The following is a 23,751-nucleotide window of genomic DNA, read 5'->3' as shown; positions in this document are numbered from 1 at the left end:
CAGAGAGTGAAGCCGTTACTACTTCCAGCAGGTCCGTTTGCCCTTGCTGAAAAGTGCAAAAGTTACTTGATATCCGGTTCGTTGCCGGTTCGGAACCCGAATTGGCTGCCCGGCTGTGACGGCCCACCTTGCAGCTTGATTTCTCCAAACTGCTTTTCGAAGCGTTCAATGTTCTCCTTCAGCGCATTCAGCAGAAACTTGCAATGCGACGGAGTCATGATAATTCGCGCGTGCACTGAGGCTTTCGGTGTTCCCGGAACCATCCGGGCAAAATCGAGGAAAAACTCGGCAGGACTGTGCGAAATCAGGGCGAGGTTTGAATAGGTCCCCTCGGCCACTTTCTCGTCCAGGGATACGTTAATTTGATGAGGGCGCGGGCCCGGCTGGTCTGACATGGGTTATCCTTTTGTAGAATATACTGTTCGAATGAGTACCGGAGCTTTAATGAGGGGCTTTGTCAGCAAAAAGTCAAGCCCGCAAGGTCCACGAAATGGCTGACCGTGAACATACCCTTTTCCTGATTGACGGATCGGCTCTGATGTACCGCGCCCATTTCGCCTTTCTGCGCAATCCGCTGGTTAACTCACGAGGCGAAATCACATCAGCCATCTTCGGCTTTCTGAATACCTTGATCTCGCTAATCGAGAAAGAGCAGCCGACCCACTTGGCAATTGTTTTTGATACTGCCGAACCCACCTTCCGCCATAAGGCCTATACTGAGTATAAGGCGACGCGTCAGAAGATGCCGGAGGAGCTGGTAGACCAATTAGGGAGACTTGATCAGGTCTTGGTGGCAACCGGAATAAAGATTCTTGCGCTTCCCGGTTGGGAGGCCGATGATGTGATTGGGACGCTCGCGAAGCGCGCCGAAGCCGAGGGGTTTGACGTCTATATGGTGACCGGCGACAAGGACTATCAGCAATTGGTCTCCGAACGCATCAAGCTGTACAATCCTAAACCCGACGGGGTGCTTATCTGGTCTCCGGCCGATGTCGAAGAGAATTTTGGTGTGCCTCCCGAACGCGTCGTGGATGTGCTTGCATTGATGGGTGACTCTTCAGATAATGTCCCCGGAGTGGCAGGGGTCGGACCGAAAACGGCAGTGAAGCTCGTCCGAGACTACGGCTCGGTTGACGAAGTTCTCAAGGCCGCTCCGGAAATGAAAGCCTCGAAGCTGCGCGATGCGCTCCTCGAGCACGCCGAGTCGGCGCGCCTGTCACGTGAGCTTGTCACGATTGACTGCAACGCACCCATCGATATGGACGTGGAAGATCTCACTGTGCGGCCGATCTATAACGCGGAAATCGAGCGCCTGCTCACCGATCTTGAGTTGTATCGGGTACTGGATCGACTGCGTGCGTCCGCCCCGGCAGGTTCCGTGACGGCGGACACAAGAACTGCTGCGAAACGTAAATACCAGATCGTCCGCACCGCAGAGGAATTCAAGAAGCTCGTCACGCAATGGAAGGAAGCGAAGGCGCTTCTCTCCTTCGACGTTGAGACTACCAGTGCCGATCCGATGTTCGCAGAAATCGTCGGTGCAAGCTACTCGGTTGTGGAGGGAGAGGCATACTACATCTCTCTTGCTCACTTCGAGGGCAGGCCCACAGGTTCCCGTCAATTCGTGCGCTTCGGGAGTGAGGCAGAAGGTTCACTTGCAGCTTACCTCGAACTTGCGGCCGATCTTCTTGAGGACCCCGAAGTCCCCAAAGCAGGTCAAAATATCAAATATGATGCTCTGGTCTACCTCTCTTATGGAATCGAGGTTGCCTCTCTTTCTTTTGACACCATGATCGCGGCCTACCTCCTCAACCCGGGCAGCCGCTCGCTCGGGATTGATGAACTGACGCGCGATTTTCTGAAACTTTCCAAGATTCCAACCTCCGATTTGATCGGATCAGGCAAGCAACAGAGCTCGATGCTTGATGTCGATCTGGAAAAAATTGCCGACTATGCGTGCGAAGACGCCGACTATGCTCTCAGGCTCGTTCATGTCCTTGAACCCCTGCTCGAAAGCCAGAAGAAGCTGTTTGATGAGCTTGAGATGCCGCTTCTTCCGGTGCTCAGAGATATGGAATTTGCCGGTGTCCGACTCGATTCGGACCTGCTTGAGGGGATGTCCAAGGAGCTCGACCGCGACCTCGTCCGCATCGAGCAGGAGTGCCACATTCTGGCCGGCGAGTCCTTCAATCTGAACTCTCCCAAGCAGCTTGCGGTCATCCTGTTTGAAAAGCTCGGGCTGCCCGTCCAGAAGAAAACCAAGACCGGTCCCTCAACGGATGTGGACACACTGACGACACTGGCACCGAGGCACGAACTCCCTGCGAAGCTGCTGGAGTATCGCACGTTGTCGAAGCTAAAGGGAACCTATGTAGACTCGCTGCCGCAACTCGTGCATCCATATACCGGACGTGTGCACACGACTTTCAGTCAGACGATTGCTGCAACCGGACGACTCTCTTCCAACAATCCCAATCTGCAGAACATCCCCATACGCACAGAAGTCGGCCGCAGAATTCGTGAAGCATTCATTCCCGGTCAAGACGGTTGGAAGATTCTATCAGCGGACTACGGCCAAATTGAGTTGCGCATCATGGCCCACCTTTCCAACGACGAGTCTCTTTTGGAAGCGTTCCAGAGCGGCGGAGACATTCATCGGGAGACTGCGGCCAAGATACACGGAGTTCCGCTCTCTGAAGTCAATCCGGAGATGCGCCGTGCGGCCAAGACCGTGAACTTCGGTATCATCTACGGTCAAACCGATTTCGGGTTGTCTGAGCAGCTCGGCATTCCGCGCGCAGAAGCCAAGGATTTCCGCGAACAGTATTTCAAACTTTACCCCGGCGTCAAGCGCTTCATGCAGGAAACTATCGAGCGTTGCCGCGATCTGGGCTACGTTGAGACGCTGCTGGGCCGACGACGCCAGATCCCCGATATCAAGGCCGCGAATCGGCAGGTTCGGGAGTTCGCGGAGCGCATTGCGATCAATACTCCGGTCCAAGGCAGTGCCGCTGACATGATTAAAATTGCCATGATTCGAATCGCAAAGCGGCTAAAAGTGGAAAAGTTTGCCGCTCGGATGCTGCTGCAAGTGCATGATGAACTCGTCTTTGAAGCTCCCGATTCCGAACTCGAGAAACTCGAGAAACTCGTGCGTCAAGAGATGTCCGGAGCGATGCCACTCAGGGTTCCAATCGAGGTTGAGGTGGGTAGCGGGGCTAATTGGTTGGCGGCACATTCGTAACTTTTTTCTGATAAGCACTTGCGTTTTCAAAATTGATGAGTTATATTTTCGCGTCGTGGGTTGGGTAAGGTATGCCCTCGAATCAAACGATCTTTGAATGGACAGTGCATCCTCCGAAGCGGGGCGGATACCGCCGCGTGGTCTTTCTCCTTGCCGTGATTCTTGTTCCCTACGGAATCATGAAAGCTTTGGACAGCGCGATCTGGGCATTCTTTTCCCTTGTGTTTTTGCTGGGATCGCTCAGCGCATATTGGATTCCGACTCGCTTCACGATCACGGATGACGCTATCGAACTCAAGCGCTGGTACTGGAAACGCCGCAAGACTTTCCGGGAATTGGGACGCGTTGAACTTGATCCGAACGGCCTGTTCGTCTCGCCATTTGCGGAACGATCCCGCCTCGACGGACATCGCGGGATGCTGCTGATGGAACCTCCTGAGCGTGACGCAGTTCTAAAGTATATCCGGCAGCGAATCGACGAGACGAGGTCCGCGAAGTGAAGGAGATCACGGCTCCGGACTATCTGAGTCCCGAACAGCTTGAGTTGTTTGCCAAGCTTGCCGATAAAGTGGTGACTTTGGGATTCGCACTGCCCGCCGTGCTTTTTCTGGAGTCCCTGCGGCCCGTCAATTTTATCGGCTCGCAGGTCATGCTCTTCTTCGCCCCCATGCTCAGGACGTGGTTCACGCTCCGCGAGTACGATCTCCTGCAGCAGGCTTTGGAGCGGCGGGAAACGCTTGGCTATCTCGCCGACCTGATTGAAGCGCGGGATGAAGTCGAGCAAGCTCGGCAAAAAGAATTTCGCGCGAAGCTCAAAGCTGAAAAACGCGCTGCCCGCGATGCAAAGCGGAAACGATAGCCGCTCAGAGTAACTCGAAAGTATGAGCATGCAGGTTTCTGCGAATTTAGTTCTGACTTCGCACGGACTTCATCGGAAATCGAGGCCCTGTTCTTTATGGACTTCGTAAATCTTTTTACCTAAAAGTTTTACGTTGTGTTCGACCGAGCCAACAGCAGGCTCAAACAGTACATGAATCGGTGCTGAACACTGGTCATCTGCTTATCTTTGCTGAAAATCGGCCCATTTGTTGCTATAGCTTGGCACGAAATGGTCACGATTCCCCTCACGGGTCGTTGATTCTAATGAATCCAACCCGTTCTGGAACGCGATGAACGTCCCGCTTTCAGGGACGCGATCATAGATACTGTGCGACTCATCTTTCGAGAAGCCGCCGGTACAATTCGGTAATTCGCCGCACGGATTGCCGCGTTGCACAGAGCAGGAGGCCTGCGAATCTCGGGCAGCGCATCCGCTTCCTGTCTGGACATCAAACATCCTGTTCTCGAACGAGTCTCTGCCCGATCATTCAGCGAAGGAGAAATCCGAATGAGTCCTGCCAAGAAGAAGGCAACCAAGAAGAAGGCCACCAAGAAGGCCACGGCCAAGAAGAAGGCCACCAAGAAGAAAGCCGCCAAGAAGGCCACGGCCAAGAAGGCGACCAAGAAGAAAGCGACCAAGAAGAAAGCAACTAAGAAGGCCGCGAAGAAGGCGACGAAGAAGAAAGCAACCAAGAAGAAAGCCGCCAAGAAGGCCACCAAGAAGAAAGCTGCCAAGAAGGCCACCAAGAAAGCAACGGCGAAGAAGGCTCCGAAGCGCCGCAAGAAGGCCAAGAAGGCCGCCCCGATGCCGATGTAATCGGTTTCTTCAGGCTACGATATGCAAACGGTCCGGAACTCTCCGGGCCGTTTGTTTTTTGTGGTATGGCGTGGTAAATTGTCTGTTGTGTTATTCGATATTTAAACGGTAAGGGCTCTATGATGACCGCCCAATCTCTACTCAAGAAACTTACTGCCCGACCTTCGGCGGACGAAACGCTCGAGCTGCTGCGTGCACTCAGCACCGCCCGGTATTCCGCTAAGTCGTTGCTTGCTTATCACGACCAGTTGCTCTTTTACAAAGCCTATCCTGTCAGCGAAGCCGTGCGGCGTTTTGCGGATCGTGAGCTCTCGCACTTCCATGCGCGTATCACTCCCGAGCTCGCTGAAGAACTCGCACAAACGGGTGTGGTCGGCACAATGCTCTACTACGCTTTTGACTTTGGTAACGCTCAGGTTCTTAGCACTCGTCTTAAGGATCTTGTAGACCTCGATTGGGAGGATTATGAATCGCGGGAAAGCGATCCCTTGGCCGGTTTGCTTTGGTTGCTGCTGGAGAGTGTTGAGGCCGATGCGGCAGACTCGGAGACGCTTACCGTGCGCGAGATTCTGCAAAAAGTCGCGGGGGAACGGAGTACGCTGTCGCTCTTGCTCGAGCGATTCCGGCATGCTTTTCCCGAACAGGTGGCAGATCACCTCTATAATGAGGCAAGTCTCATGCTCGCGATGACGCTTGACCCGAAGGGACCCTCGCGAACGCTGACTGCTGAACCCAGGCCCAATACCCTCTGGATCTGGCCGCAGGACAAGTTCACCTTTGACTTCGCTGCGGAGATCCGAAAGCCCCTCGAGCTGCCGCAGCCGGTTCCGCGGCGACGCGGACAGGAGCTTCTGAATCTCGTGCATGGCACATTGACTGTTCGATTACGCGAATACTACGGCGCAACGCACGGGAATCCAGAGGAGTTGTACGAGATACAGCTTGAGCGCGGCGCATCACTACTGGTTTGGTTCAACCAGCTCGAGTGGAGGCTTCCACAGGAGGCGGGCTGGGGATTCTTGATGCTCAAGAACGGCGTACCGATCAGCTATGGTGGTGGTGGTATGCATCCGGCACGGCTGGAAATTGCGCTTAATATCTTCGACACGTTTCGCGGAGGTGAGGCGGCCTGGGTTTATGCTTCACTCATTCGTGCGGCACGCGCCTTTTGTCCCGCGCCTTGGGTCATCGCCCGCCGCTATCAGATCGGGTATGAGAACGACGAGGCTGTCGGTTCAGGGGCTTACTGGTTTTACGATAAACTTGGATTGCGTTCGACCGATGCTAAACTGCGAAGGGTTGCAGATGCTGAGCGCAAGCGCATCGCCCGAACTAAAGGCTATCGAACGCCCAGGAAGACTCTTAAACAGCTTGCCGAAGCTGACGTTGTGATGGGTCTGAATGGACAGGATCCTGCACTCTACCGCGAATATCCGCTGGATTCCGTTTCACTGCTGGCTTCGCTTGCGTTAACAACTTTCGCCCCACGTGACAGCGGGTTTGAGAAGCGCGTTCTGAGGGCAGTCGAAGAGCGGCTCGGTTTTGCGTTGCCCGGCATGACGACCAGCGAACGCAAATGGGTGGCTCAGCACGGCTCATTGCTGCTTGCGCTGCCGGATTCCGAAAGTTGGTCCGCTCAGCAGAAGCGGACTTGGCTCGCAATGGCACGTGGCAAAGGCGGTCCGCGTGAAGCAGAGTACCTGCGGCATGCTTGCGCTCTGAATGGCTATTTTGATGCACTCGAACGGGAAGCTCAGAAACTCCGGTGAACTCACCTCGGGAGACATTCCGCGCGTTTCGCCATCGCAACTACCGGCTCTTCTGGACAGGGTTTGCGCTCTCGATTGTCGGCACGTGGATGCAGACGCTTGCACAGGGTTGGTTGGTCTGGCGGATAACCGAGTCACCACTCTGGCTCGGGATCATCGCTGCGATGTCGCAGTTGCCCTCACTTGTGCTCGGCTCTGTGGGCGGGGTATTGGTGGACCGCTCACCGAAGAGGTTCGTGCTCTACATTACGCAAACCGGACTCGCAATTTCTGCGCTTATCCTCGCATTCCTGACGTTCACTGGAGTCGTCAACGAATGGCATATTCTCATCCTCGCGACGATTTCAGGCGTGTTCCTTGCCATTGACGCGCCGGCGAGGCTCGCATTCGTCGGTGATCTTGTCGGAAAGGAAGACATCGGCAACGCGGTAGCACTGAACTCTTCGACGTTCAATGGCGCACGGTTTGTCGGCCCTTCACTTGCCGGATTGCTTGTGCCGCTCTTTGGTGAGGGCGTCTGTTTTCTGGTCAACGCGCTGTCTTACTTCTCATTAGTTGTCACGTTGTCGCTGATGCGCAATTTGCCGCCGCCAACCGGTGACCTCCGTGAGCCTATCTTCAAGCAATTGCGCGACGCCTATTGCTTCATCGTCGGAGCGCCTGTGCAGCGCGTGTTGATTCGCAATGTGATTATCTTTGCAATCTTCGGCTTCTCTTATAACACCCTGTTGCCGATGGTTGCCGATCTCGTACTTGGCCAGGGAGCTTCAGGACTGGGGATTCTGATGTCTGCTGCGGGAATCGGCGCGCTGCTCGGTGGACTCTGGCAGGCCTCCATGAGCCGCGACACCAAACGTGGATGGGTTGTGATGATGGGAATGGTCGGCATGGCTTTGGGAGTGCTCATCTTCTCCCTCTCACAGCAATTCGAAGTCTCTGTGATTGCCATGTTGATGACCGGTTTCTCCGGTATCTCAATTCTCGCCTCGACGAACACACTTCTGCAGATGCTCACGCCGGATCACTTGCGCGGGCGCGTGTTGGGGTTTTATACGTCGGCATTTCTGGGTTTCGGTCCCATCGGCGCATTCCTGCTGGGCGTGGTGGCGGACATCTTCAGTGCACGTGTCGCGCTGGCCTCCGCCAGTGTCATATGCCTGCTTGTGGCCGTTTACACCGTTACACACTATCGACGATTGCGCGCCGTGTGATGTGGCCGTTCGGAAGACCGACCATCTCGCGCGAACTGCGCAAGCGAAGCCTTAGATGGCTACTGCACAGCACGCATATCACGATTAATCTCCCGCAGATTTTTCGGGACGGATTCGTAGACACCGCGCGCGGACTGCGGACGAGACTTGGGGCGAATGCTGAGCGGTTGTTGCACGATCCGCGTCGCTTCGAGCAATTCGCGGTCGGCCTCGATTATATCAACTGCGCACTGACGGTTCCCAATTATGAACTTCTCTATGCACGCTCAAAATCCGCTTGGCCTGTGGAGTGGGTGCATCTTGCTTTGGATTTGAAGTTGCTTGAGAGGGAGGATACGCTTTTCTCCGCGGTATCTGCCGCACAGGAAAACGGAAGGCATGTGCAGACTAGAGTAGTTGGTTTGCAGGCAATGTTTGCAGACCACGTTGAGAAGTGGACGCGCCTCGGATTGCAAAGTTCCGAACCTACTCACCCGCAGGCGGAAGTGCTGATAAAAGGCGCATTGCCGCTCACAGACATACTTTTCGTATTTGTCAGCAATGCTCGAACGGCAGATGAAGTCGAGAGGCTCGCAGAATTTAGTGGCCACAAGATTCAAACACGGATTGAACCCAGATTGTTTCTGTGGCCGGCAAGACTGAAAAGGCAGACGGGAGCGTAAACTTACCGACTTGCTCTGCGCTGTAGTAGAGTATTGTCGTTCGACTATCGTATAAACGAAGCGGCCCATCCAATCGATGGGCCGCGACTTCTTTTCGTGGCAAGTGCTTCACTTCAGGAACACGACTTTTCGAGTTTCAACAAAGTTGCCTTCCGCCGCGCACAGAAAATAAACACCTGCAGCGAGTGTCGGAGGTGCGCTGTAGTGGAGTGTTGTCCCGTGCCCTCTTCCTTCGCGAAGCGTGGCAACCTCGCGGCCAAGCGTATCATAGAGCTTCAAGGAAAACCCTTGCCCCATGATCCCCGCTATGGAAATTGACAGTTCGCTGTTGAATGGGTTAGGATAGACAATCAGTAGTTCCCAGTTTACCGGCGAGACTGGCAATGGCCGCCCTACGCTCGACGAAGACGTGTCCGGTGGAAACATCAGCCACGGATCAAAGAGCACGCTGTCCGAAAGCAGAGTATCCCCCTGACCGCCCGGATTCTGAGTTGGATGATAAGGTCCGCTCGCATGACCCCACCAGTTGTTGCGTGCGTCAATTGTGGTGTGATACGTATCGTTATAGTCGATTGTCCCTCCGCTGTTCCCCACCAAAATGTTGTCATGAAACTGCTGCCGTGCGTTGGGTCCAGTCAGCAAGACGCTCGGAAAACTCGGATCAAGGCTTATGTTGCCTTCAAACACGTTGTGATGGATGTCTACAGTTGTGCCTTGAAAACAATAAATCTGACTGCCCAACGATCCAATGTTCCACCTGAAAATGTTGTGCGATATCTCTCCCGCCACTCCCGCAGAATATAGACTTCCGGTTCGCACTGTCGCTTCGTTGTACTCCAATATGTTGCCGACAAAGAAAACGGAGTCTTCGGTGTCACAGCAGAATCGTACTCCTACCGTATTTGACAGAGTGGGACCGAAATAGTTGCCCTCAATTCTCCGGAATCCTCCCCCGCCCCCCAAATGCGCAGAGTACCTAATTAGCGTTGCTGTATTGTTAGTGAAAGTGCATCCTCGTACAATTGCGCTCCCGACGCCAAGATCAACACCACCAACAATTCCTGCGCAACTATCAAAAGTACAGTTTTCAATGATAGCAGCAGGCGCGGGTGCGCTGATGCCCCCTCCAGATTGCGACAGACTAAAACAATTACGAACGGTACTGTTACGGACTTCAAGGGTGCATCGGTTTGCATATACCCCACCGCCCCAGTAATCCGACGCGCAATTCGTGACAACGCAGTTGCGCAGAGATAGGCTATTCACCGACTGATTGGCACGCCTAAACGTGAAGATGCCTCCCCCGAAAGCGGCAGTTCCAGAGCGAATCGTGCAATGCTCAATGATTACCTTTGAGAGCAGACTGTAAACGCAGCCTCCTGCGTACGCATTTTCTTCCGACCACATAGTCCCCAACCCGTTCCGAATCGTAAGCCCCACTAATCGAACCGTGTCCGGACAGTCCACGATAATGAAGCAGGATTGCGTATCAGGATGTACGAGATCACGTTCAACAATAGTCGCCGAAATGTGAGCCGTATCCCCATCCAGCAAGAACTGGCTTCCAACCGTGATCTTCTTCCCTGTGATAAACACGGACTCTGAATAGAGACCATCTGCAAGCAAAACCGTGTCGCCCGTGTCAGAGAAAAGCATCGCGTCTTCAATGCTCTGTGCAGGCGTAATCGGGATAATGCCGGCCATAACTTGTGCCGACAAGAGAAGCAAGACAAGGTGTCTCATAATGCAAGGAAGCGGTCGAGCTTGCACTCGACCGCTTCTAAGTTTGCGGTTAACTTCCGCCGCCCGATGGGCAGATTGTTACTATCTCCTGTGACCGTACCTGCGATTTTGCTGTGCCACTCGTAATCGTGGCAGTTGAGTTAAGATTGTAAAAAGTACGTTCGTCCGTTTGCTCCAGATAAACGGAATGACTGACACACTCGCCATTTTCCACGTAAATGTCATCAGAAGGAATCGCCGTGCGGTTCTCTATTTCGCTGTAGAGATATCCTTGCGCAGGCGCAAGTGCATCGTGTTTGTAGGTTCCGGCAGTAGTGACCGTAATGCTCTTTGATAGCGATCCGGATGAAGTATGCGTGTTTACCACGTTCAGCGCCTTAGCTCCAACTGCAAGAAAGAGCACCAATATCAGCGCTAACTTCCGCCCCCCCCTGAACTTACGTCTTTTGTTCCGCATGACACACCTCTTTTGTTTGTGTTGTCGCCCTGCAGTTGCAGGGTCTACTGTAATATACATGCGATCGGAAGTTCAGTCAAGAGCGAATAATTTTGCGCACTTGTGATGCGCAAGCCTAAATTTTCTTTACCTTACACGCTACACCAGCGTGCTGCACTCATGTCTGAGCAGCCAGCTTTTGCGATCTATACCTCCGGCATAACCCGTTAACTGATTTTTCTGTCCTAATACGCGATGACACGGAACAATCACGGCCACAGGATTCTGTCCGTTCGCAACTCCTACCGCACGCGACGCATTCGGCAATAGCAAATGCTTGGCAATTTCACCATAGGTTATCGTCGTGCCGTAGGGGATCAGCCGCAATTCGCGCCACACTTCCAACTGAAACTCGGTTCCGCGCAAGTCCAGCGGCACATCAAAGTGCGTTCGGTATCCCGCAAAATACTCGGTCAGCTCCTTGCGCGCAAGCTGAAGAAGTTTTGTTTCCACGCACTCGCCGGCTGCATCGCGAGGGTCGTCCATGAACTCCGCACGCATCAGACCATAGGCACTCGCGGTGAGGCGCATGCGGCCCAGCGGCGTTTTCAAATCCGTCCAATAGAGTTCGGATGCCGTCTCGACTATGGGGTGTTCAGCAACGTGAACCATATATAAAATGTTGCGTAACCTCGATAAGGCCGCCACGTGTCCGTGATGCGGCGAGTCTCTTCAAGTGTCGCTTGTTTGCCTAATCCGTATTCGCGAGCGAGCGCATTGCGCAGCCCGATGTCCTCGAGAGGACAGGCATCGGGGTCACCGTGCACGCGCATCATTGCATATTCTACTGACCAAGGCCCGATCCCGCGAATCTCAAGCAGTCGTTCGCGAATTTTGCTTGGGTCAGAACTGCTGAGTAAGGATTCATTAAGATAGTCGAGACAAAGTTCCTGCGCAAGACCCTGAAGATACTCTCCTTTCATCGCGGACAACCCGCAGGCACGCAGTTCAGCAGGCGTTAAGCTCAGCACCGCTTCTGGCGTAGGAAATCCCTCATAATCCTTGCCTTGCCATGCAACAACTGCCTCGCAATGCTGCGCCAAACGCGATCGCGTGGCAAAGGCGGAGGCCACGGAAACCTGCTGCCCAATGATGGACCACGAGAGGCATTCCCAAAGGCTGTGAATGCCGACCAACCTCAGTCCGCGAAAGTCATTCGTCCATTTTGACAAATACGCGTCCGGTTTGGCGAACGCGTAAAAGCGTAATAACTCGTCATCGCTCCCAAATGTGCGATCGAGATAGCGGCGGATCTGAACACGCCGCGAGTCCGTCTCCTCCCCCACAACCACGCAGACCTGAACCGAACTCTTCCCCCACGGCTTCACCTCGACAAGATAGTAGCCTTTATCATCTGAAAGCACCTGACAAAATTGCTCGCCAGACACGGCGTGCGTCTGAGAGTTTTCAAATCGGCCGATGTAAGCCGCTGTGCGTTCGAATGAAAAAGGTGCGGAGAAGGTATAGATGAGCATAGAGGAAGAGGATATAGGAGGTAACAACACTCCCCGGCCATTCCAAGCTGACCGGGGAGTGCTGGAGGTTCAAGAAGGTTTCTTAGTTCACTTCCACTGCCTCGAAGGTCTTAACGCCTTCGCGAACGATTCTGAAGAGCACCGCTTTGTTCGAATTGCGTAGACTTGCGGCAATCTCTTTGAAGGCGCGCACATCGTCCACCGGCTTGCGGTCAATTTCGATAATCACGTCGCCCGCACGCAGCTTCTGCTTGGCCGGACTGTCTTTCTCAATTTCGTTGATGATCACACCATATGTGCCGTCAAGCCGCAGCGCGCGCGCCATCGACTCGTTGATTTCTCCGACGTCAATACCCAGCCAATTGGTAGATGGTGCGGGTGCCTCTTTCTCCTGTCCGAGGAACGTCGCCAACTGTGCGCGATCACCCAGCACGAACTCGAGATTCTTGGTCTTTCCGTCGCGAATTATTCTCGCGCGCACGTTCTTGCCCGGCGGCACATCCGCGACTGCCATGCGAAACTTCTGGACATCATTGATCGTCTTGCCGTCGAACTCGGTAATCACATCGCCAGCTTCAAGTCCGCCATCGGACGCCGGTGTATTGGGATCGACTCGCTCCACAAACACGCCTTCCTGATCTTTGCTCACACCAGTCGCAGAACGCAGATCGGCCGTTAACTCGCGCGGCAGCATGCCAAGATATCCACGCGCGACCTTGCCATGCGCGCGCAATTGATCCACGACCTTCATGGCCATGTTGATCGGTATGGCGAATCCAATACCTTGACCCGACGGATTGATGGCCGTGTTCACGCCGATGACTTCACCGTGAATGTTGCAGAGCGGGCCGCCGCTGTTGCCGAAGTTAATTGAAGCGTCGGTCTGAATGAAGTCCTGATAGCTCGGACCGCCGCCTGAGATAGCTAAGTTGTTACGTCCACGAGCTGAGATGATACCCACCGTCAGAGTCCAATCCAAGCCAAGCGGGTTCCCCATGGCAATCGCCCAGTCACCCACCCGCAGCTGATCCGAGTTGCCGATGAGAGCGACTTCATTGGACTCAAAATTGTGATCCACTTTTATCACCGCAACATCCGTTTCCGGATCAACTCCGATAATCTTGGCCTCATACTCCTTGCCGTTCTGAGTCTTTACCGTTACTTTGTCCGCGTTGTCCACCACATGATTGTTGGTCAGGATGTAGCCGTCACGACTAATAATCATGCCCGACCCGGTGGAAGGAGCGTGAAACTCGCGGTTCGGCTCGCGCATATCCTTGTGGAAGAACTCAAAGAAGGGAGAGTTGTCGAAGAAGTCCTGCATCGAATCGCGGCGGCGGACCACTTTATCCGATGATATGTAGACGACCGTTGGTCCGACACGCTCGGCAACAGCAACGAACGGGCTTTCGCCATGGTCGTTAATCAGGTTATTGTACTGCGCAAATTCGGCATTTACGCGAGGAGCAACGTCCTCAACCGCCACGGCTGGGGTTTGAATCCCCATTTGGGCTGTAAACAGCACGCCAGCCACGATTCCCGCTAATACGAGGCTTGCACCAAGCCATCCCAGTTTTTTCATGGTCTTTTCAATTGTTTTGGGTGGTTTCTTGTCAAAATGCGAGGCATACAACATGCCCCATCAATTGCGTTTCAAGGAGTATACGATATCAAATCGGTTCGGTTCCCAAGTTCCCAAACACTAAATAAGTATTTGATTTATATGTTTTTGATGTGATCTTGCTGTGGTTCTGGAGTTGTAAATCGCTTTTCAATTCCTTATTTTAATAGTATGCTTGTAAGCGCTTACAATCGCAAGGCCTCTCCCCCTGCAAAAGAGATCAGTCTCTCGTGATGCGGTTGCGTCGTCCGCAGTGCACAATACAATTCCATACGGCCTGATATTCTGGAACGAAGTCAGCTTTTTGATCGGTCAAACTTGAGTCTGTTACGTGCCCCGAAGTAATCACCCCTCTGCACCTCAACTTCGCATCGAACCGTGGCTGATCTTCCTGACCATGCTTCCGGTCACGGGGGTGGTCCCAATCCTGAAAACATTTGTCATGGACGGCTTCGGCGTTTCGGAGTTCTGGGCACACATCTTCCTGGCGGCAAACATGCTGGCCGCTTTCCTGTTCGCTCCGATTGCCGGCAGTCTTGCCGACCGTTACGGCAGGCCGCGCACGTTCATTGCGATCGCGGCTGTTCTCGACGGGCTTTGTTTCCTGATTATGCCGCACGTGAGCAACTTTACAACTCTGCTCGTTCTGCGGTTTATCGAAGGTGCGTTTCATATCGGAACTTTGTCGTTGCTTCTGGCCGTCGCCGGAGCGCGCCGAGACGAAGGCCTTTCCGCAGCGATGGGTCGGGTCGGTGCGGCCATTACGTTTGGTGTCGCGCTTGGCTCGCCTATTGGCGGCTGGCTGGGTGCAATGTCGCCGACCTACTCGCTTTCATTGGGCGGCTTGATCATGTTTGTGGTGGCCATCGCTTCCTTGGTACTCGCTGTCCCTCAAACAGTTTTTGCGCGACGACATCGCCTCGGCGAGATTCTAAAGCTGTTGGCAACCGAGCCGCGCTTGCGGCTTCCCTATCTGTTCGCCTTCTTGGATAGATTCACGGTCGGCTTTTTTGTCGCTTCATTTCCGATTTATGCTTCACTGCGATTTGATTTCACGCCAAGTCAAATCGGCGGATACATTGCGGCTTTCATGCTTACGATGGGGCTGCTCTGCCGTCCGGTCGTGGTCTTGTCGCGTCGCTTTTCACAGACTCAGCTGTTGCTGTGGGGCTCGCTCTGCTACGGACTGTTCTTTGCCACAGTCGGGTGGGTGGAACCGCCGCTTCTGATGGTCTGGATGTTCCTGCTCGGCGCGGCTTCGGCCATGATGTTTATTCCCACACTTCAGCTGTCGGCCACGCGGGCGCCGGACGGCAATGTCGCCACTTCCATGGGCGGATTCAACTCGGCGGGTTCACTGGGATTTCTGCTTGGGCCATTGGTCTCGGGTGCACTTGTAACCCTGTTCACCATGTGGTCTCCCACAGAAACTGCTTATGCAATGGTGCTGTTTTGCGGTGGCTTTCTTGAGGCGACTTTGGCCGGTTTTCTCATCGTTCGAGGCCTGACAAAAGAGAGGTTTGCGGCCGACTAAGTGTGTTTGTCACGTTGATAATTATCGACCTGACCGGTTTTCCTGGGCTAAACTCCTATGTTTTCGGGCTGTCACTCCCCCTCCTGCAGGACCTTAACTTCAGAAAATTGAGTAGCTAAGAGTTGACTTTTCAAATGATATATTCTAAATTAGCGCATTATCCTCATAACATGTGACGACCTATAGGAGTCAAAGATGCGTCTAAGATATGCTTTGTTAATGGTTTGCCTGGCGCTCGTGGTCAACTCCGCGAATGCACAATTTCAAGTCTGGTTCCTCGATGAATTTCAGGTAATTACGAATGCGTGCGGCGGCGGAACGCCGGTGCCGGATGGAACCACGATTCAGGTGTGGTGGGATTCCACCGCAAACGGGATTGGACCCGGCGACGTTCAACCCCAAGAAGGCTTCGGTTTCCAGCAAGCGAACTTCAATCAGTTCCTGCTGAATGGTATGCAAGAGTTGGGAACACCCGGAACGTTTGCGGCCACTGAGAATTTCGTGTTTGCCGCCAACACGCCGAATCCTGGCGATGGAACTGGTCACCCCGTCTTCTACCTGCGAATCTGCCTTGACAACAGCGACATTCACTGGGTGAGCGATACGTTCCGTGTTCAGACCGGCTATCAAGAAGTCTATTTCGGCACAGGTCCCGGAGAAATTCCGTTCACCTGTGTTGCTGGTGCATGTGGCGGCTGCCCCTCTCCGGCACCGGTATCCAATTTTACGGCATCCCAGAACCTGTGTAACTCAATTCTCGTGAATTGGACCCACAGCGGCGAAAATGTTGCCGGCTACCGCTTGTTGGTTAATAGTGCTGACTATGTGTACATTCCCGGTGCAGCCAACACAAGCTACACCATAACAGGCTATCCGGGCGGCATTGATATTCCGGTCCGTTGTCGTGCGTATCGGATCTGCGGCACGGGTCAGGATGCGGATACCGCATTTTCTACTGCAATGGAAGTCACTGGCCGCAGCTTGGTCACTCCGCCGACACCGCAGAACATGTCGGCCACCGATGACAGTTGCGGATCGGTATACGTCCGCTGGTCTGTGAATACCGTGCTCGGTCTTGACTCCTTCCGCGTGTTCCGCGAAGGTGTTCATATCGGCTCATTAAACCGCGGCAGCGCCGGACAGGTGCGCACATTTGTGGATAATGCACCGCTCGCGGGAGTCGCTGCATACTGTGTTTACGGATACTCCACAACCTGCAGCACCGGTACGGGAGCCTGTGACAATGGTCGTGCCGGTGCCGCGCCGGTGTGCACGATCAACAACATCGCTGCCACGAGTGATGATTGCGATGAAGTTTGCGTGACGTGGACGGCGAATTGCCCCGATGCGGTTAGCTTCCAGATTCTGCGCTCAAATGTTTCCGTTGGAACGGTTCCCGCAACAGGTGGTCCCAATTATAGCTTCTGTCACGCTCCCGTAGCTGGACAGGTTGGTCAATATCAAGTTCGTGCCGTGAACGCTTGTGGAAACGGAACGCTTCAGCCGGCCACGCCGGTGCCGGGAACACGCCTTGCCGCACCGGGCAACGTGCAGACGATCGTGGCCTCCGATACGTTGTGCGACAAAGTTCGTGTCACGTGGGCGGCTTTGGCCGGAACGGATTCGTTCCAGATTCGCCGTGATGGAAACACCATCGGCTCCGTTGCCGGTGGCGTTCTGCTATATGATGACTTTACCGCAGTTGCAGGTGTGACCTATTCCTACACCGTTGTCGCATTCAATCAGTGCGGAGCTGGCAGCGTTGCAACCGGCAACACCGGAACGCGTCGTGCCGCCGGAACGGGAACTGCTACGTTTACGCTCGTGACTGCCGGACCGCCGAACTGGACCTACTCCATGACGGTTAACAGCGGCTGCTTGAACACGGTCGTGATTCGCGACTTCTGCGAAGGCACGACGGCCACCGCGCCGACCGGCTGGACAGTTACCGTGGATAATGACTCAATCATCTTCACGTCGACCACTTCATATGGTGCAACCGAAACCGTAACCGGCTTTGTGCTGTCACACCCGACCTGCGACGGTGATGGACGCTGGAGTTCGGGTCAGTCGGGCGGTACGATTCGCGGTCCGTTGCCGGTGGGCGAGAATGCCGCATTGCCGACCGAATACAGCGTGAAGGTCTTCCCCAATCCGTTCAACCCGCAGACCAACTTCAAGATTGCGGTGCCAAACGCTTCGGAGACGCGCATCGTCGTCTTTAATATCAACGGCCAGGTTGTCCGCGATATGAACCTCGGCCGTCTGCAGGCCGGTTATCACACTGTGCAATTCGGCGGCAGCGAACTGCCTTCCGGAATGTATTTCGCGCGCATTCAGGCGGGAAGCTTCCACAGCACGCACAAGCTGATGCTGCTCAAGTAAAGTTGAGGGTGCATCACGTGGCCTGCGCGGCCTAAGGATGTTATCTGGTCAGACGTGCGGGGCGAACCGATTGGTTCGCCCCGCTTTCTTTTGCCGTAGAGCGAACTAACCTACTTTCGCTTGTAGGTCATCTCCATCGTCTTCTTCTCACTCGGCGTGCCGGGGAAATCCCATGCTTCCATCTTGAACTCGTCGTCGCTCAGATATGTGAAGACGTGCCTGGTATCACATTGCTTCAGATTCATGCCGGGTTTGTCCATCTTGCCTTCAAAAACGACACGCTTGCCGCCGTCTTCGGCAACACCCCACAGAGAATAGAGTCCTGTGGACATGTTGTCATTCCACGTGAACCAATAGCGCTGTGTGAAATTGTCAAACCCAGTCATACCGAATCCTTTGAACGGCATGCCTTGAAAGTCCATGCTGAAATGCTGAATCTGCACGCGCCCGTCAAGGATCATTTCAACCTTCGCATATCCGGTCATCGGCTGGCCGCGCTCCACCATACTGACTTCGTATTCGCCGACCTCCTTCGCCAGCTTTTCGTGCTGCGGGCCTATCGCGGCATTGCGCATCCAATTTTCCATCATCTCTTGTTCGGTCATCAGGGGTCCCTTTCTTGAAGATATGTTCAGTTACTCTGGCAAAAGAACGGCAGTGATACTCCTGCCGTCCTCAGTGTGTCTGTCGTTTTGCGCTGATTATTTTTTGCGCGTATAGGTAATCTCCATCGCCTTGAATTCGTGCGGAGTGCCGATTTCGTCCCACGCTTCGAAGATATACTGATCCTCATTCACGGCCTTGTGGATCCATCGCACGGGTTTGTCCTGCACACCCATGATCGGCTCATCCATCAAGCCGTTCATTACGATAGTCTTGCCACCGTCTGACGAGGAGCCTTCGGCATACGTGAGAGCAGTGCTCATATTGTCCATCCATGTCAGCCAGTAACTCTTCGTGAAAGTTGCGTAGCCGAATTGTCCCATGCCGTGAAAAGGTGCGCCCATCATCTCGCCGTGATAGTGACTGGTCAGAACACGGCCGTCGAACGTCATCTCATTCTTGACTTCGGCTGTGCTCACGGTCGGGGTTTCGTTTGGACCCATCCACATCTTCATGGAGGCGGACCAATCGCCTGCCAATTTCGCCAGCTCCGCATGCTCGGCTTTGGGGGTCGCAAATTCCATCCACCGCTTCATCATTTCCTCTTCCGACATTCCTCCTTCTTGGGCGATGGCTGTGCCAAGGCAAGAGACAAATACAGCAAGAACAAATAGATTGAACTTCCTCATCGGACACCTTTCTTTGCGAGTAATAGTGAATTTTCATAAATATAACATTTGTTCAAAAAAGAGTCAAGAGGGGAGCGGAGAAGTCGCGGTTTTGGGAATGGCATCGGGGGGGATGAGAGAGCGGGACTGAGAGAGGAAGTGTTGTGAGCAGGGCGAGCCTTTCGGCTCGCCCTGCTGGAGAGCGAAATGCAGATGGATCTTAGTAATCCATGCCGCCCATACCGCCCATGCCACCGCCACCGGGCATAGCAGGAGCAGGATTCTTTTCCTTCTTTTCGTGAATGGCGCAATCCGTAGTCAGCATCAAGCCGCCGACGGATGCCGCGTTTTCGAGGGCAACACGCACGACCTTGGTCGGGTCAATCACGCCGTCTTCGAGGAGGTCCGTGAAGTTCTCGCTTGCGGCATTGAAGCCAAAGCTGTACTTGCTGTTCTCGCGAATCTTGTTCACGACAACGCTGCCTTCATGACCGGCGTTCTGCGAAATCATGCGGATCGGCTCTTCAAGCGCACGACGCACAATCATTACGCCCAACTGCTCGTCACCTTCCAGCTTGAAATCATCGAGCACCTTCTGCGCGCGCAGCAAGGCCACGCCGCCGCCGGGGACGATGCCTTCTTCCACCGCGGCACGCGTCGCATGCAACGCATCTTCCACGCGGGCCTTCTTTTCCTTCATCTCAACTTCCGTCGCCGCGCCAACCTTCAGCACAGCCACACCGCCGGCCAGCTTGGCCAGACGCTCTTGCAGCTTCTCGCGGTCGTAATCCGACGTCGTGCTTTCAATCTGCTTCTTAATCTGCGCGATGCGGCCCTTGATGTCTTCGCTCTTGCCGGCGCCTTCGACGATCGTCGTGTTGTCCTTGTCAATGATCACGCGCTTGGCTGTGCCAAGATCGCTCATGACGGCATTCTCGAGCTTGAAACCGGCTTCTTCGGAAATCACGCGGCCACCAGTCAGAATCGCAATGTCTTCCAGCATGGCCTTGCGGCGATCGCCAAAGCCCGGAGCCTTCACTGCGGCAACCTTCAACGTGCCGCGCAGTTTGTTCACCACGAGCGTCGCCAGGGCTTCGCCTTCGACGTCTTCGGCAATCATCACGAACGCGCGGCCGCTCTGAGCAACCTTCTCCAGAATCGGGAGCAGGTCCTTCATCGAGGAGATCTTCTTGTCGTGAATCAGGATATAGGGATTCTCGAGTTCGACTTCCATCTCATCGGGATTGGTGACGAAATAAGGCGACAGGTAGCCGCGATCGAACTGCATACCTTCGACGACTTCCAGCGATGTTTCCATGGACTTGGCTTCTTCGACGGTGATGACGCCGTCCTTGCCGACCTTGTCCATCGCGTCCGCAATCAGGTCGCCAATGGTCTTGTCGTTGTTGGCGGAGATCGTACCGACTGCGGCGATATCCTTCTTGCCATTTACGGCCTTGCCGTTCTTCTTCAGATCGGCGACGACGTGCGCAACGGCCTTGTCGATGCCTCGCTTGAGGCTCATCGGGTCCGCACCAGCGGTTACGTTCTTCAAGCCTTCATGAATGATGGCCTGCGCGAGCACGGTCGCCGTAGTGGTGCCGTCGCCGGCGATATCGGAGGTCTTGGAGGCAACTTCGCGAACCATCTGCGCGCCCATGTTCTGCACGGCGTCTTCGAGTTCGATTTCCTTCGCTACGGTTACGCCGTCCTTGGTGACGGTCGGCGCGCCCCACTTCTTTTCGATCACGACGTTACGGCCCTTGGGACCGAGCGTCACCTTAACGGAGTCTGCAAGAAGGTCGACACCCTTCTTGAGTGCGCTGCGCGCTTCGACATCGAAGTCAATGAGTTTACTTGCCATGTTGTATTGTTCCTTTTAAGTGTTAAGAGATGTTGCCAAGTTCGACAGCCAAATTAAAGGCCGCAACAAGAACAGGCTTACTTCACGACAACTGCCAAGATGTCGCTGCGGCTGATGAGCATGTATTCCTTGTCATCGAGCTTGACTTCCGTGCCGCCGTAGCGCGCGTAGACGATCGTATCGCCAACTTTGAGCATTTCGGACATCTTCTTCTGCTTGCGATCAGCGATTTCCACATCGTCGCCCAAGGCCACGATTTCACCCATCTGCGGGCGGTCCTTCGAAGCGGTATCGGGGATAATGATTCCACCGGCGGTCTTTTCTTCCTTCTCGAGCGGCTTAATCAGGACGCGCTCATCAATCGGCTTGATTTTCATGACTTTAGGTCTCCCTGTTTGGTTGACATCTATTAAGTTATTGGGAAATTTGTTGTTAGCACTCATCGCGTGCGACTGCTAATTATACCGCAAATATACACTCCAAGTTCCCACGAGTCAACACCCTATACTAAGTCTTTACTCTAATAAAAACAGAATCCTGCAGATCGGGCAGGATTCTGGGGAGGCGAGGGACTTTTATAATATCTACGAAACGCTTGACATAGTTTTCTTTTTTTGACTTAGTGTCTGCAACCGGTGCCGAGCATAAGGTGAGGTGCAGATAACCCAGGGGAGAAGTTGCAATGAAGAAGGTTCTGTTAATTTCTCTTTTGCCGTTGCTGTTCTGCACAATAGTGAAAGCGCAAACTGATGATCCGGGATGCAATAAACTTGTCATTGGTACGGATATCGAATGTTCAGGGGCAGGCTGTAACACTCTTGTCGGTTGCACTTCATACTCGTTTCATGTGGATTGCGGAAACACTTACAAACTGAAGGCGCTGGTTGATTGCGGCAATGTGAATTGCGGACATTGTGCATCATGCGTGAGTATTTATACGAATCCGCCGGGAGTAACGCCGGTTGCCAGTGTTAACACTCTTGGAACGCAATATTGCGAAAGCAATGTGTGTGATCGGACGACCACTACGACCAGCATTTCTTCCGGCAATTACATTATGTATGTCTGCCTTGTCGCATGCACGCAGAATGACGAAGAGACGTGCTGTGAGGAGCTTGCCGGGGATTGTAAGGCATACGGGTGTCTCGAATGGGGAACAACTGGCACGGGATGTCCGTAACTGAACTGTGGGAAAGTTTCTGTTCATATTATGTCTTTGCGGACCACTGTTTGCACGGATAGTATATGTTCCAGCCCAATTTGGAACCATTCAAGAGGGACTTGAAAGTCTCTTTGTAAACGATACACTCCTTGTCGCACTTGGGACATACGAGGAAGCGCTGATCGCGCCTGCAATACCTTTCACGATGCTTGGAGCAATTGATTCCATATCCGGTAATTGGAGTGGGCCATTTGTGAATGCCAGCAACCTTGAACTGCCGGATACGACAGCCGCATTGGCATTGCCTCGCTTCTCAGACGTTCGCATCGAGAATTTCGGATTCATGAATTCACACCGTTATTGTATCAGGAGCTGGGCTGACAACCTAACCCTTGTGAACTGTCAATTAGACTCTGCTTATCGGTGGCTGTTACAAGTGCAGGACAGCATAGGTGCATTAGTAGATTTGCAAGATTGTGTCTTCAGAAATGTCGAACTGTCCGGGGTAATCGTACGCGCCGGAAACATGCTGCGTGCGAAAAGGTGCAAGTTCTCGGGAGGTGAGTACCATGACCCGCGCAGTCTGGTCAGTGCGAGCAAATCTGAAATTGATTCGTGCAATTTCAGTGATGTGTATGGTCACAGTCTGCTTGGCACGAACCGCGATTCGCACAGAATCACAAATTGTACTTTTGGTCCGGCAGTTACAATCCCTTTCGAAACTGCTGTGTCATTGGGCAGAGGGTCGATTGAGTTTTCGCATAATTTGATTATTGATTGTTCTTACGGAAACCACGCTGTCAGGATAGATTCAGAGCTTCCTGATTCCGTTCGTATCACGGACAACGTTTTCATCAGATGCACGGGACAAAGTATCGGTTTGATGGCCGCTGGCGCGCTCGGATTACTCTACTACCCTGCTTCCGTTACTCATGGCGCTCGGATTCAACGGAACACTTTCATTGATTGTGCAGGTCACGTAACTGCTGATGATATTTGGCCGTTCGTCGGATATCCGGCACTTATAGAGAACAATCGCTTTGTACACGACAGCATAAATGGCCTCCCATCCATTGGCGGAAGCGGCGGTCCATGGCAATCCATGCCGCATACGATGCGCTACAATTTCTTCGAGAATTGCGGCTATGCATTGGACGGATCTGTGGAAACCGATGCGCGATTCAATTACTGGAGTGATCCAAGCGGACCGTTCAATGAATTTGCAGCTCCGAATGGGGCAGGCGATACGGTAACCGGACCAGTGCAACTTGCTCCGTGGTTGACGGACACAACGGCGGGGATCGGAGCAGATCTGCCGGAAGTGGTAACGGGCATTCCTCTTCTTGCTTCTCCCAATCCTTTCAATTCCTCGGTGACTATTGAATACGCAATGGTCCGCGAGCAGCGCGTTCGCTTGGATATCCACGATGTGCTGGGACGACTCGTGGAAACATTAGTAGACGAGCAGCAAAGCATCGGTGTGCATTCCGTGATGTGGAATGCCGGGAATCACTCAACCGGTCTTTATTTTGCGCGACTCAATGCCGGCGGTTTCGCGCAAAGCGTAAAGCTGCTGCATTTGAAGTAGGCGATTCCTCTATCCCCAATCAGAATGAAA

At 53.7% G+C, this 23,751-nt stretch carries 21 protein-coding genes; 11 read left to right on the top strand and 10 right to left on the bottom strand.

All coding sequences use genetic code 11. The features are described 5' to 3' along the window. Window positions 1-62: 62 nt before the first annotated feature. Window positions 63-395, bottom strand: coding sequence for a DUF3467 domain-containing protein (locus KJZ99_07945; protein ID MCL4305833.1), 333 nt, complete (start codon window positions 393-395; stop codon window positions 63-65). Window positions 396-490: 95 nt separating this feature from the next. On the opposite strand from KJZ99_07945, the gene polA reads away from it, so the two are divergent. The 7 genes from polA (at window position 491) to KJZ99_07910 (ending at window position 8,582) form a co-directional block, all read left to right on the top strand. Then, complete coding sequence (gene polA, locus KJZ99_07940) at window positions 491-3,244, top strand: DNA polymerase I (protein ID MCL4305832.1); 2,754 nt, start codon at window positions 491-493, stop codon at window positions 3,242-3,244. Between the two features lie 71 nt (window positions 3,245-3,315). Beyond that, window positions 3,316-3,744 carry a hypothetical protein gene (locus KJZ99_07935; protein MCL4305831.1) on the top strand — a complete coding sequence of 143 codons (429 nt, stop codon included), beginning with the start codon at window positions 3,316-3,318 and terminating at the stop codon, window positions 3,742-3,744. After that, window positions 3,741-4,103 (top strand): hypothetical protein, encoded by a 363-nt coding sequence (locus KJZ99_07930; protein MCL4305830.1) that lies wholly within the window; start codon window positions 3,741-3,743, stop codon window positions 4,101-4,103. The genes KJZ99_07935 and KJZ99_07930 overlap by 4 nt, the downstream gene beginning before the upstream one ends. Before the next feature lie 411 nt (window positions 4,104-4,514). Beyond that, complete coding sequence (locus KJZ99_07925; protein ID MCL4305829.1) at window positions 4,515-4,940, top strand: hypothetical protein; 426 nt, start codon at window positions 4,515-4,517, stop codon at window positions 4,938-4,940. 119 nt (window positions 4,941-5,059) lie between these two features. After that, window positions 5,060-6,709 carry a hypothetical protein gene (locus tag KJZ99_07920; GenBank protein MCL4305828.1) on the top strand — a complete coding sequence of 550 codons (1,650 nt, stop codon included), beginning with the start codon at window positions 5,060-5,062 and terminating at the stop codon, window positions 6,707-6,709. Next, on the top strand, window positions 6,706-7,920 hold the full coding sequence (locus tag KJZ99_07915) for an MFS transporter (GenBank protein ID MCL4305827.1): 1,215 nt from the start codon (window positions 6,706-6,708) through the stop codon (window positions 7,918-7,920). The genes KJZ99_07920 and KJZ99_07915 overlap by 4 nt, the downstream gene beginning before the upstream one ends. Continuing rightward, the gene (locus KJZ99_07910) at window positions 7,917-8,582 is read left to right on the top strand and encodes a DUF4433 domain-containing protein (protein MCL4305826.1); all 666 of its coding nucleotides are present in this window, start codon (window positions 7,917-7,919) and stop codon (window positions 8,580-8,582) included. The genes KJZ99_07915 and KJZ99_07910 overlap by 4 nt, the downstream gene beginning before the upstream one ends. A gap of 108 nt (window positions 8,583-8,690) precedes the next feature. Here the strand turns inward: KJZ99_07910 and KJZ99_07905 are convergent, their stop codons facing one another. From KJZ99_07905 to KJZ99_07885, 5 genes are all read right to left on the bottom strand, one after another. Further along, a complete protein-coding gene (locus KJZ99_07905) occupies window positions 8,691-10,325 on the bottom strand; it encodes a T9SS type A sorting domain-containing protein (GenBank protein MCL4305825.1) in 1,635 nt (544 codons plus the stop codon). A 49-nt stretch (window positions 10,326-10,374) separates the two neighbouring features. Continuing rightward, on the bottom strand, window positions 10,375-10,782 hold the full coding sequence (locus KJZ99_07900) for a hypothetical protein (GenBank protein ID MCL4305824.1): 408 nt from the start codon (window positions 10,780-10,782) through the stop codon (window positions 10,375-10,377). Window positions 10,783-10,920: 138 nt separating this feature from the next. Further along, a complete protein-coding gene (locus tag KJZ99_07895; protein MCL4305823.1) occupies window positions 10,921-11,352 on the bottom strand; it encodes a methylated-DNA--[protein]-cysteine S-methyltransferase in 432 nt (143 codons plus the stop codon). 53 nt (window positions 11,353-11,405) lie between these two features. Beyond that, window positions 11,406-12,209, bottom strand: coding sequence for a DNA-3-methyladenine glycosylase (locus KJZ99_07890; protein ID MCL4305822.1), 804 nt, complete (start codon window positions 12,207-12,209; stop codon window positions 11,406-11,408). 169 nt (window positions 12,210-12,378) lie between these two features. Continuing rightward, window positions 12,379-13,878, bottom strand: a complete 1,500-nt coding sequence (locus KJZ99_07885) for a Do family serine endopeptidase (protein MCL4305821.1) — start codon at window positions 13,876-13,878, stop codon at window positions 12,379-12,381. A 370-nt stretch (window positions 13,879-14,248) separates the two neighbouring features. On the opposite strand from KJZ99_07885, the gene KJZ99_07880 reads away from it, so the two are divergent. Both KJZ99_07880 and KJZ99_07875 read left to right on the top strand, forming a co-directional pair. After that, a complete protein-coding gene (locus tag KJZ99_07880) occupies window positions 14,249-15,451 on the top strand; it encodes an MFS transporter (GenBank protein MCL4305820.1) in 1,203 nt (400 codons plus the stop codon). 195 nt (window positions 15,452-15,646) lie between these two features. Next, window positions 15,647-17,836, top strand: a complete 2,190-nt coding sequence (locus KJZ99_07875) for a T9SS type A sorting domain-containing protein (GenBank protein MCL4305819.1) — start codon at window positions 15,647-15,649, stop codon at window positions 17,834-17,836. A 110-nt stretch (window positions 17,837-17,946) separates the two neighbouring features. Here the strand turns inward: KJZ99_07875 and KJZ99_07870 are convergent, their stop codons facing one another. The 4 genes from KJZ99_07870 to KJZ99_07855 all read right to left on the bottom strand — a co-directional run bounded on the left by KJZ99_07870 (window position 17,947) and on the right by KJZ99_07855 (window position 21,348). Continuing rightward, window positions 17,947-18,441 carry a DUF1579 family protein gene (locus KJZ99_07870; protein MCL4305818.1) on the bottom strand — a complete coding sequence of 165 codons (495 nt, stop codon included), beginning with the start codon at window positions 18,439-18,441 and terminating at the stop codon, window positions 17,947-17,949. A gap of 96 nt (window positions 18,442-18,537) precedes the next feature. Beyond that, window positions 18,538-19,038 (bottom strand): DUF1579 family protein, encoded by a 501-nt coding sequence (locus KJZ99_07865; protein MCL4305817.1) that lies wholly within the window; start codon window positions 19,036-19,038, stop codon window positions 18,538-18,540. Window positions 19,039-19,327: 289 nt separating this feature from the next. Continuing rightward, the gene (groL, locus tag KJZ99_07860) at window positions 19,328-20,971 is read right to left on the bottom strand and encodes a chaperonin GroEL (GenBank protein MCL4305816.1); all 1,644 of its coding nucleotides are present in this window, start codon (window positions 20,969-20,971) and stop codon (window positions 19,328-19,330) included. A 77-nt stretch (window positions 20,972-21,048) separates the two neighbouring features. After that, window positions 21,049-21,348, bottom strand: coding sequence for a co-chaperone GroES (locus KJZ99_07855; GenBank protein ID MCL4305815.1), 300 nt, complete (start codon window positions 21,346-21,348; stop codon window positions 21,049-21,051). A gap of 305 nt (window positions 21,349-21,653) precedes the next feature. Between KJZ99_07855 and KJZ99_07850 the strand changes: the two genes are divergently transcribed. Continuing rightward, the gene (locus KJZ99_07850) at window positions 21,654-22,151 is read left to right on the top strand and encodes a hypothetical protein (protein MCL4305814.1); all 498 of its coding nucleotides are present in this window, start codon (window positions 21,654-21,656) and stop codon (window positions 22,149-22,151) included. Window positions 22,152-22,158: 7 nt separating this feature from the next. Further along, window positions 22,159-23,721 (top strand): T9SS type A sorting domain-containing protein, encoded by a 1,563-nt coding sequence (locus tag KJZ99_07845; GenBank protein MCL4305813.1) that lies wholly within the window; start codon window positions 22,159-22,161, stop codon window positions 23,719-23,721. Window positions 23,722-23,751 lie beyond the last annotated feature (30 nt).

Source organism: bacterium (assembly GCA_023382385.1).
In the GTDB taxonomy this organism is placed as follows: Bacteria; Electryoneota; RPQS01; order RPQS01; family RPQS01; genus JABWCQ01.
The sequence above is the reverse complement of the archived record's forward strand: the minus strand, read 5'-3'. Positions and strand labels throughout refer to the sequence as shown.

Coding starts and splice junctions, on each gene's coding strand:
- KJZ99_07865 (MCL4305817.1), bottom strand. CDS start 19,038: ATGATGAAGCGGTGGATGGAATTTGCGACCCCCAAAGCCGAGCATGCG.
- KJZ99_07905 (MCL4305825.1), bottom strand. CDS start 10,325: ATGAGACACCTTGTCTTGCTTCTCTTGTCGGCACAAGTTATGGCCGGC.
- polA (MCL4305832.1), top strand. CDS start 491: ATGGCTGACCGTGAACATACCCTTTTCCTGATTGACGGATCGGCTCTG.
- KJZ99_07895 (MCL4305823.1), bottom strand. CDS start 11,352: ATGCGCCTCACCGCGAGTGCCTATGGTCTGATGCGTGCGGAGTTCATG.
- KJZ99_07885 (MCL4305821.1), bottom strand. CDS start 13,878: ATGAAAAAACTGGGATGGCTTGGTGCAAGCCTCGTATTAGCGGGAATC.
- KJZ99_07855 (MCL4305815.1), bottom strand. CDS start 21,348: ATGAAAATCAAGCCGATTGATGAGCGCGTCCTGATTAAGCCGCTCGAG.
- KJZ99_07900 (MCL4305824.1), bottom strand. CDS start 10,782: ATGCGGAACAAAAGACGTAAGTTCAGGGGGGGGCGGAAGTTAGCGCTG.
- KJZ99_07935 (MCL4305831.1), top strand. CDS start 3,316: ATGCCCTCGAATCAAACGATCTTTGAATGGACAGTGCATCCTCCGAAG.
- KJZ99_07850 (MCL4305814.1), top strand. CDS start 21,654: ATGAAGAAGGTTCTGTTAATTTCTCTTTTGCCGTTGCTGTTCTGCACA.
- KJZ99_07875 (MCL4305819.1), top strand. CDS start 15,647: ATGCGTCTAAGATATGCTTTGTTAATGGTTTGCCTGGCGCTCGTGGTC.
- KJZ99_07945 (MCL4305833.1), bottom strand. CDS start 395: ATGTCAGACCAGCCGGGCCCGCGCCCTCATCAAATTAACGTATCCCTG.
- KJZ99_07920 (MCL4305828.1), top strand. CDS start 5,060: ATGATGACCGCCCAATCTCTACTCAAGAAACTTACTGCCCGACCTTCG.
- KJZ99_07870 (MCL4305818.1), bottom strand. CDS start 18,441: ATGACCGAACAAGAGATGATGGAAAATTGGATGCGCAATGCCGCGATA.
- groL (MCL4305816.1), bottom strand. CDS start 20,971: ATGGCAAGTAAACTCATTGACTTCGATGTCGAAGCGCGCAGCGCACTC.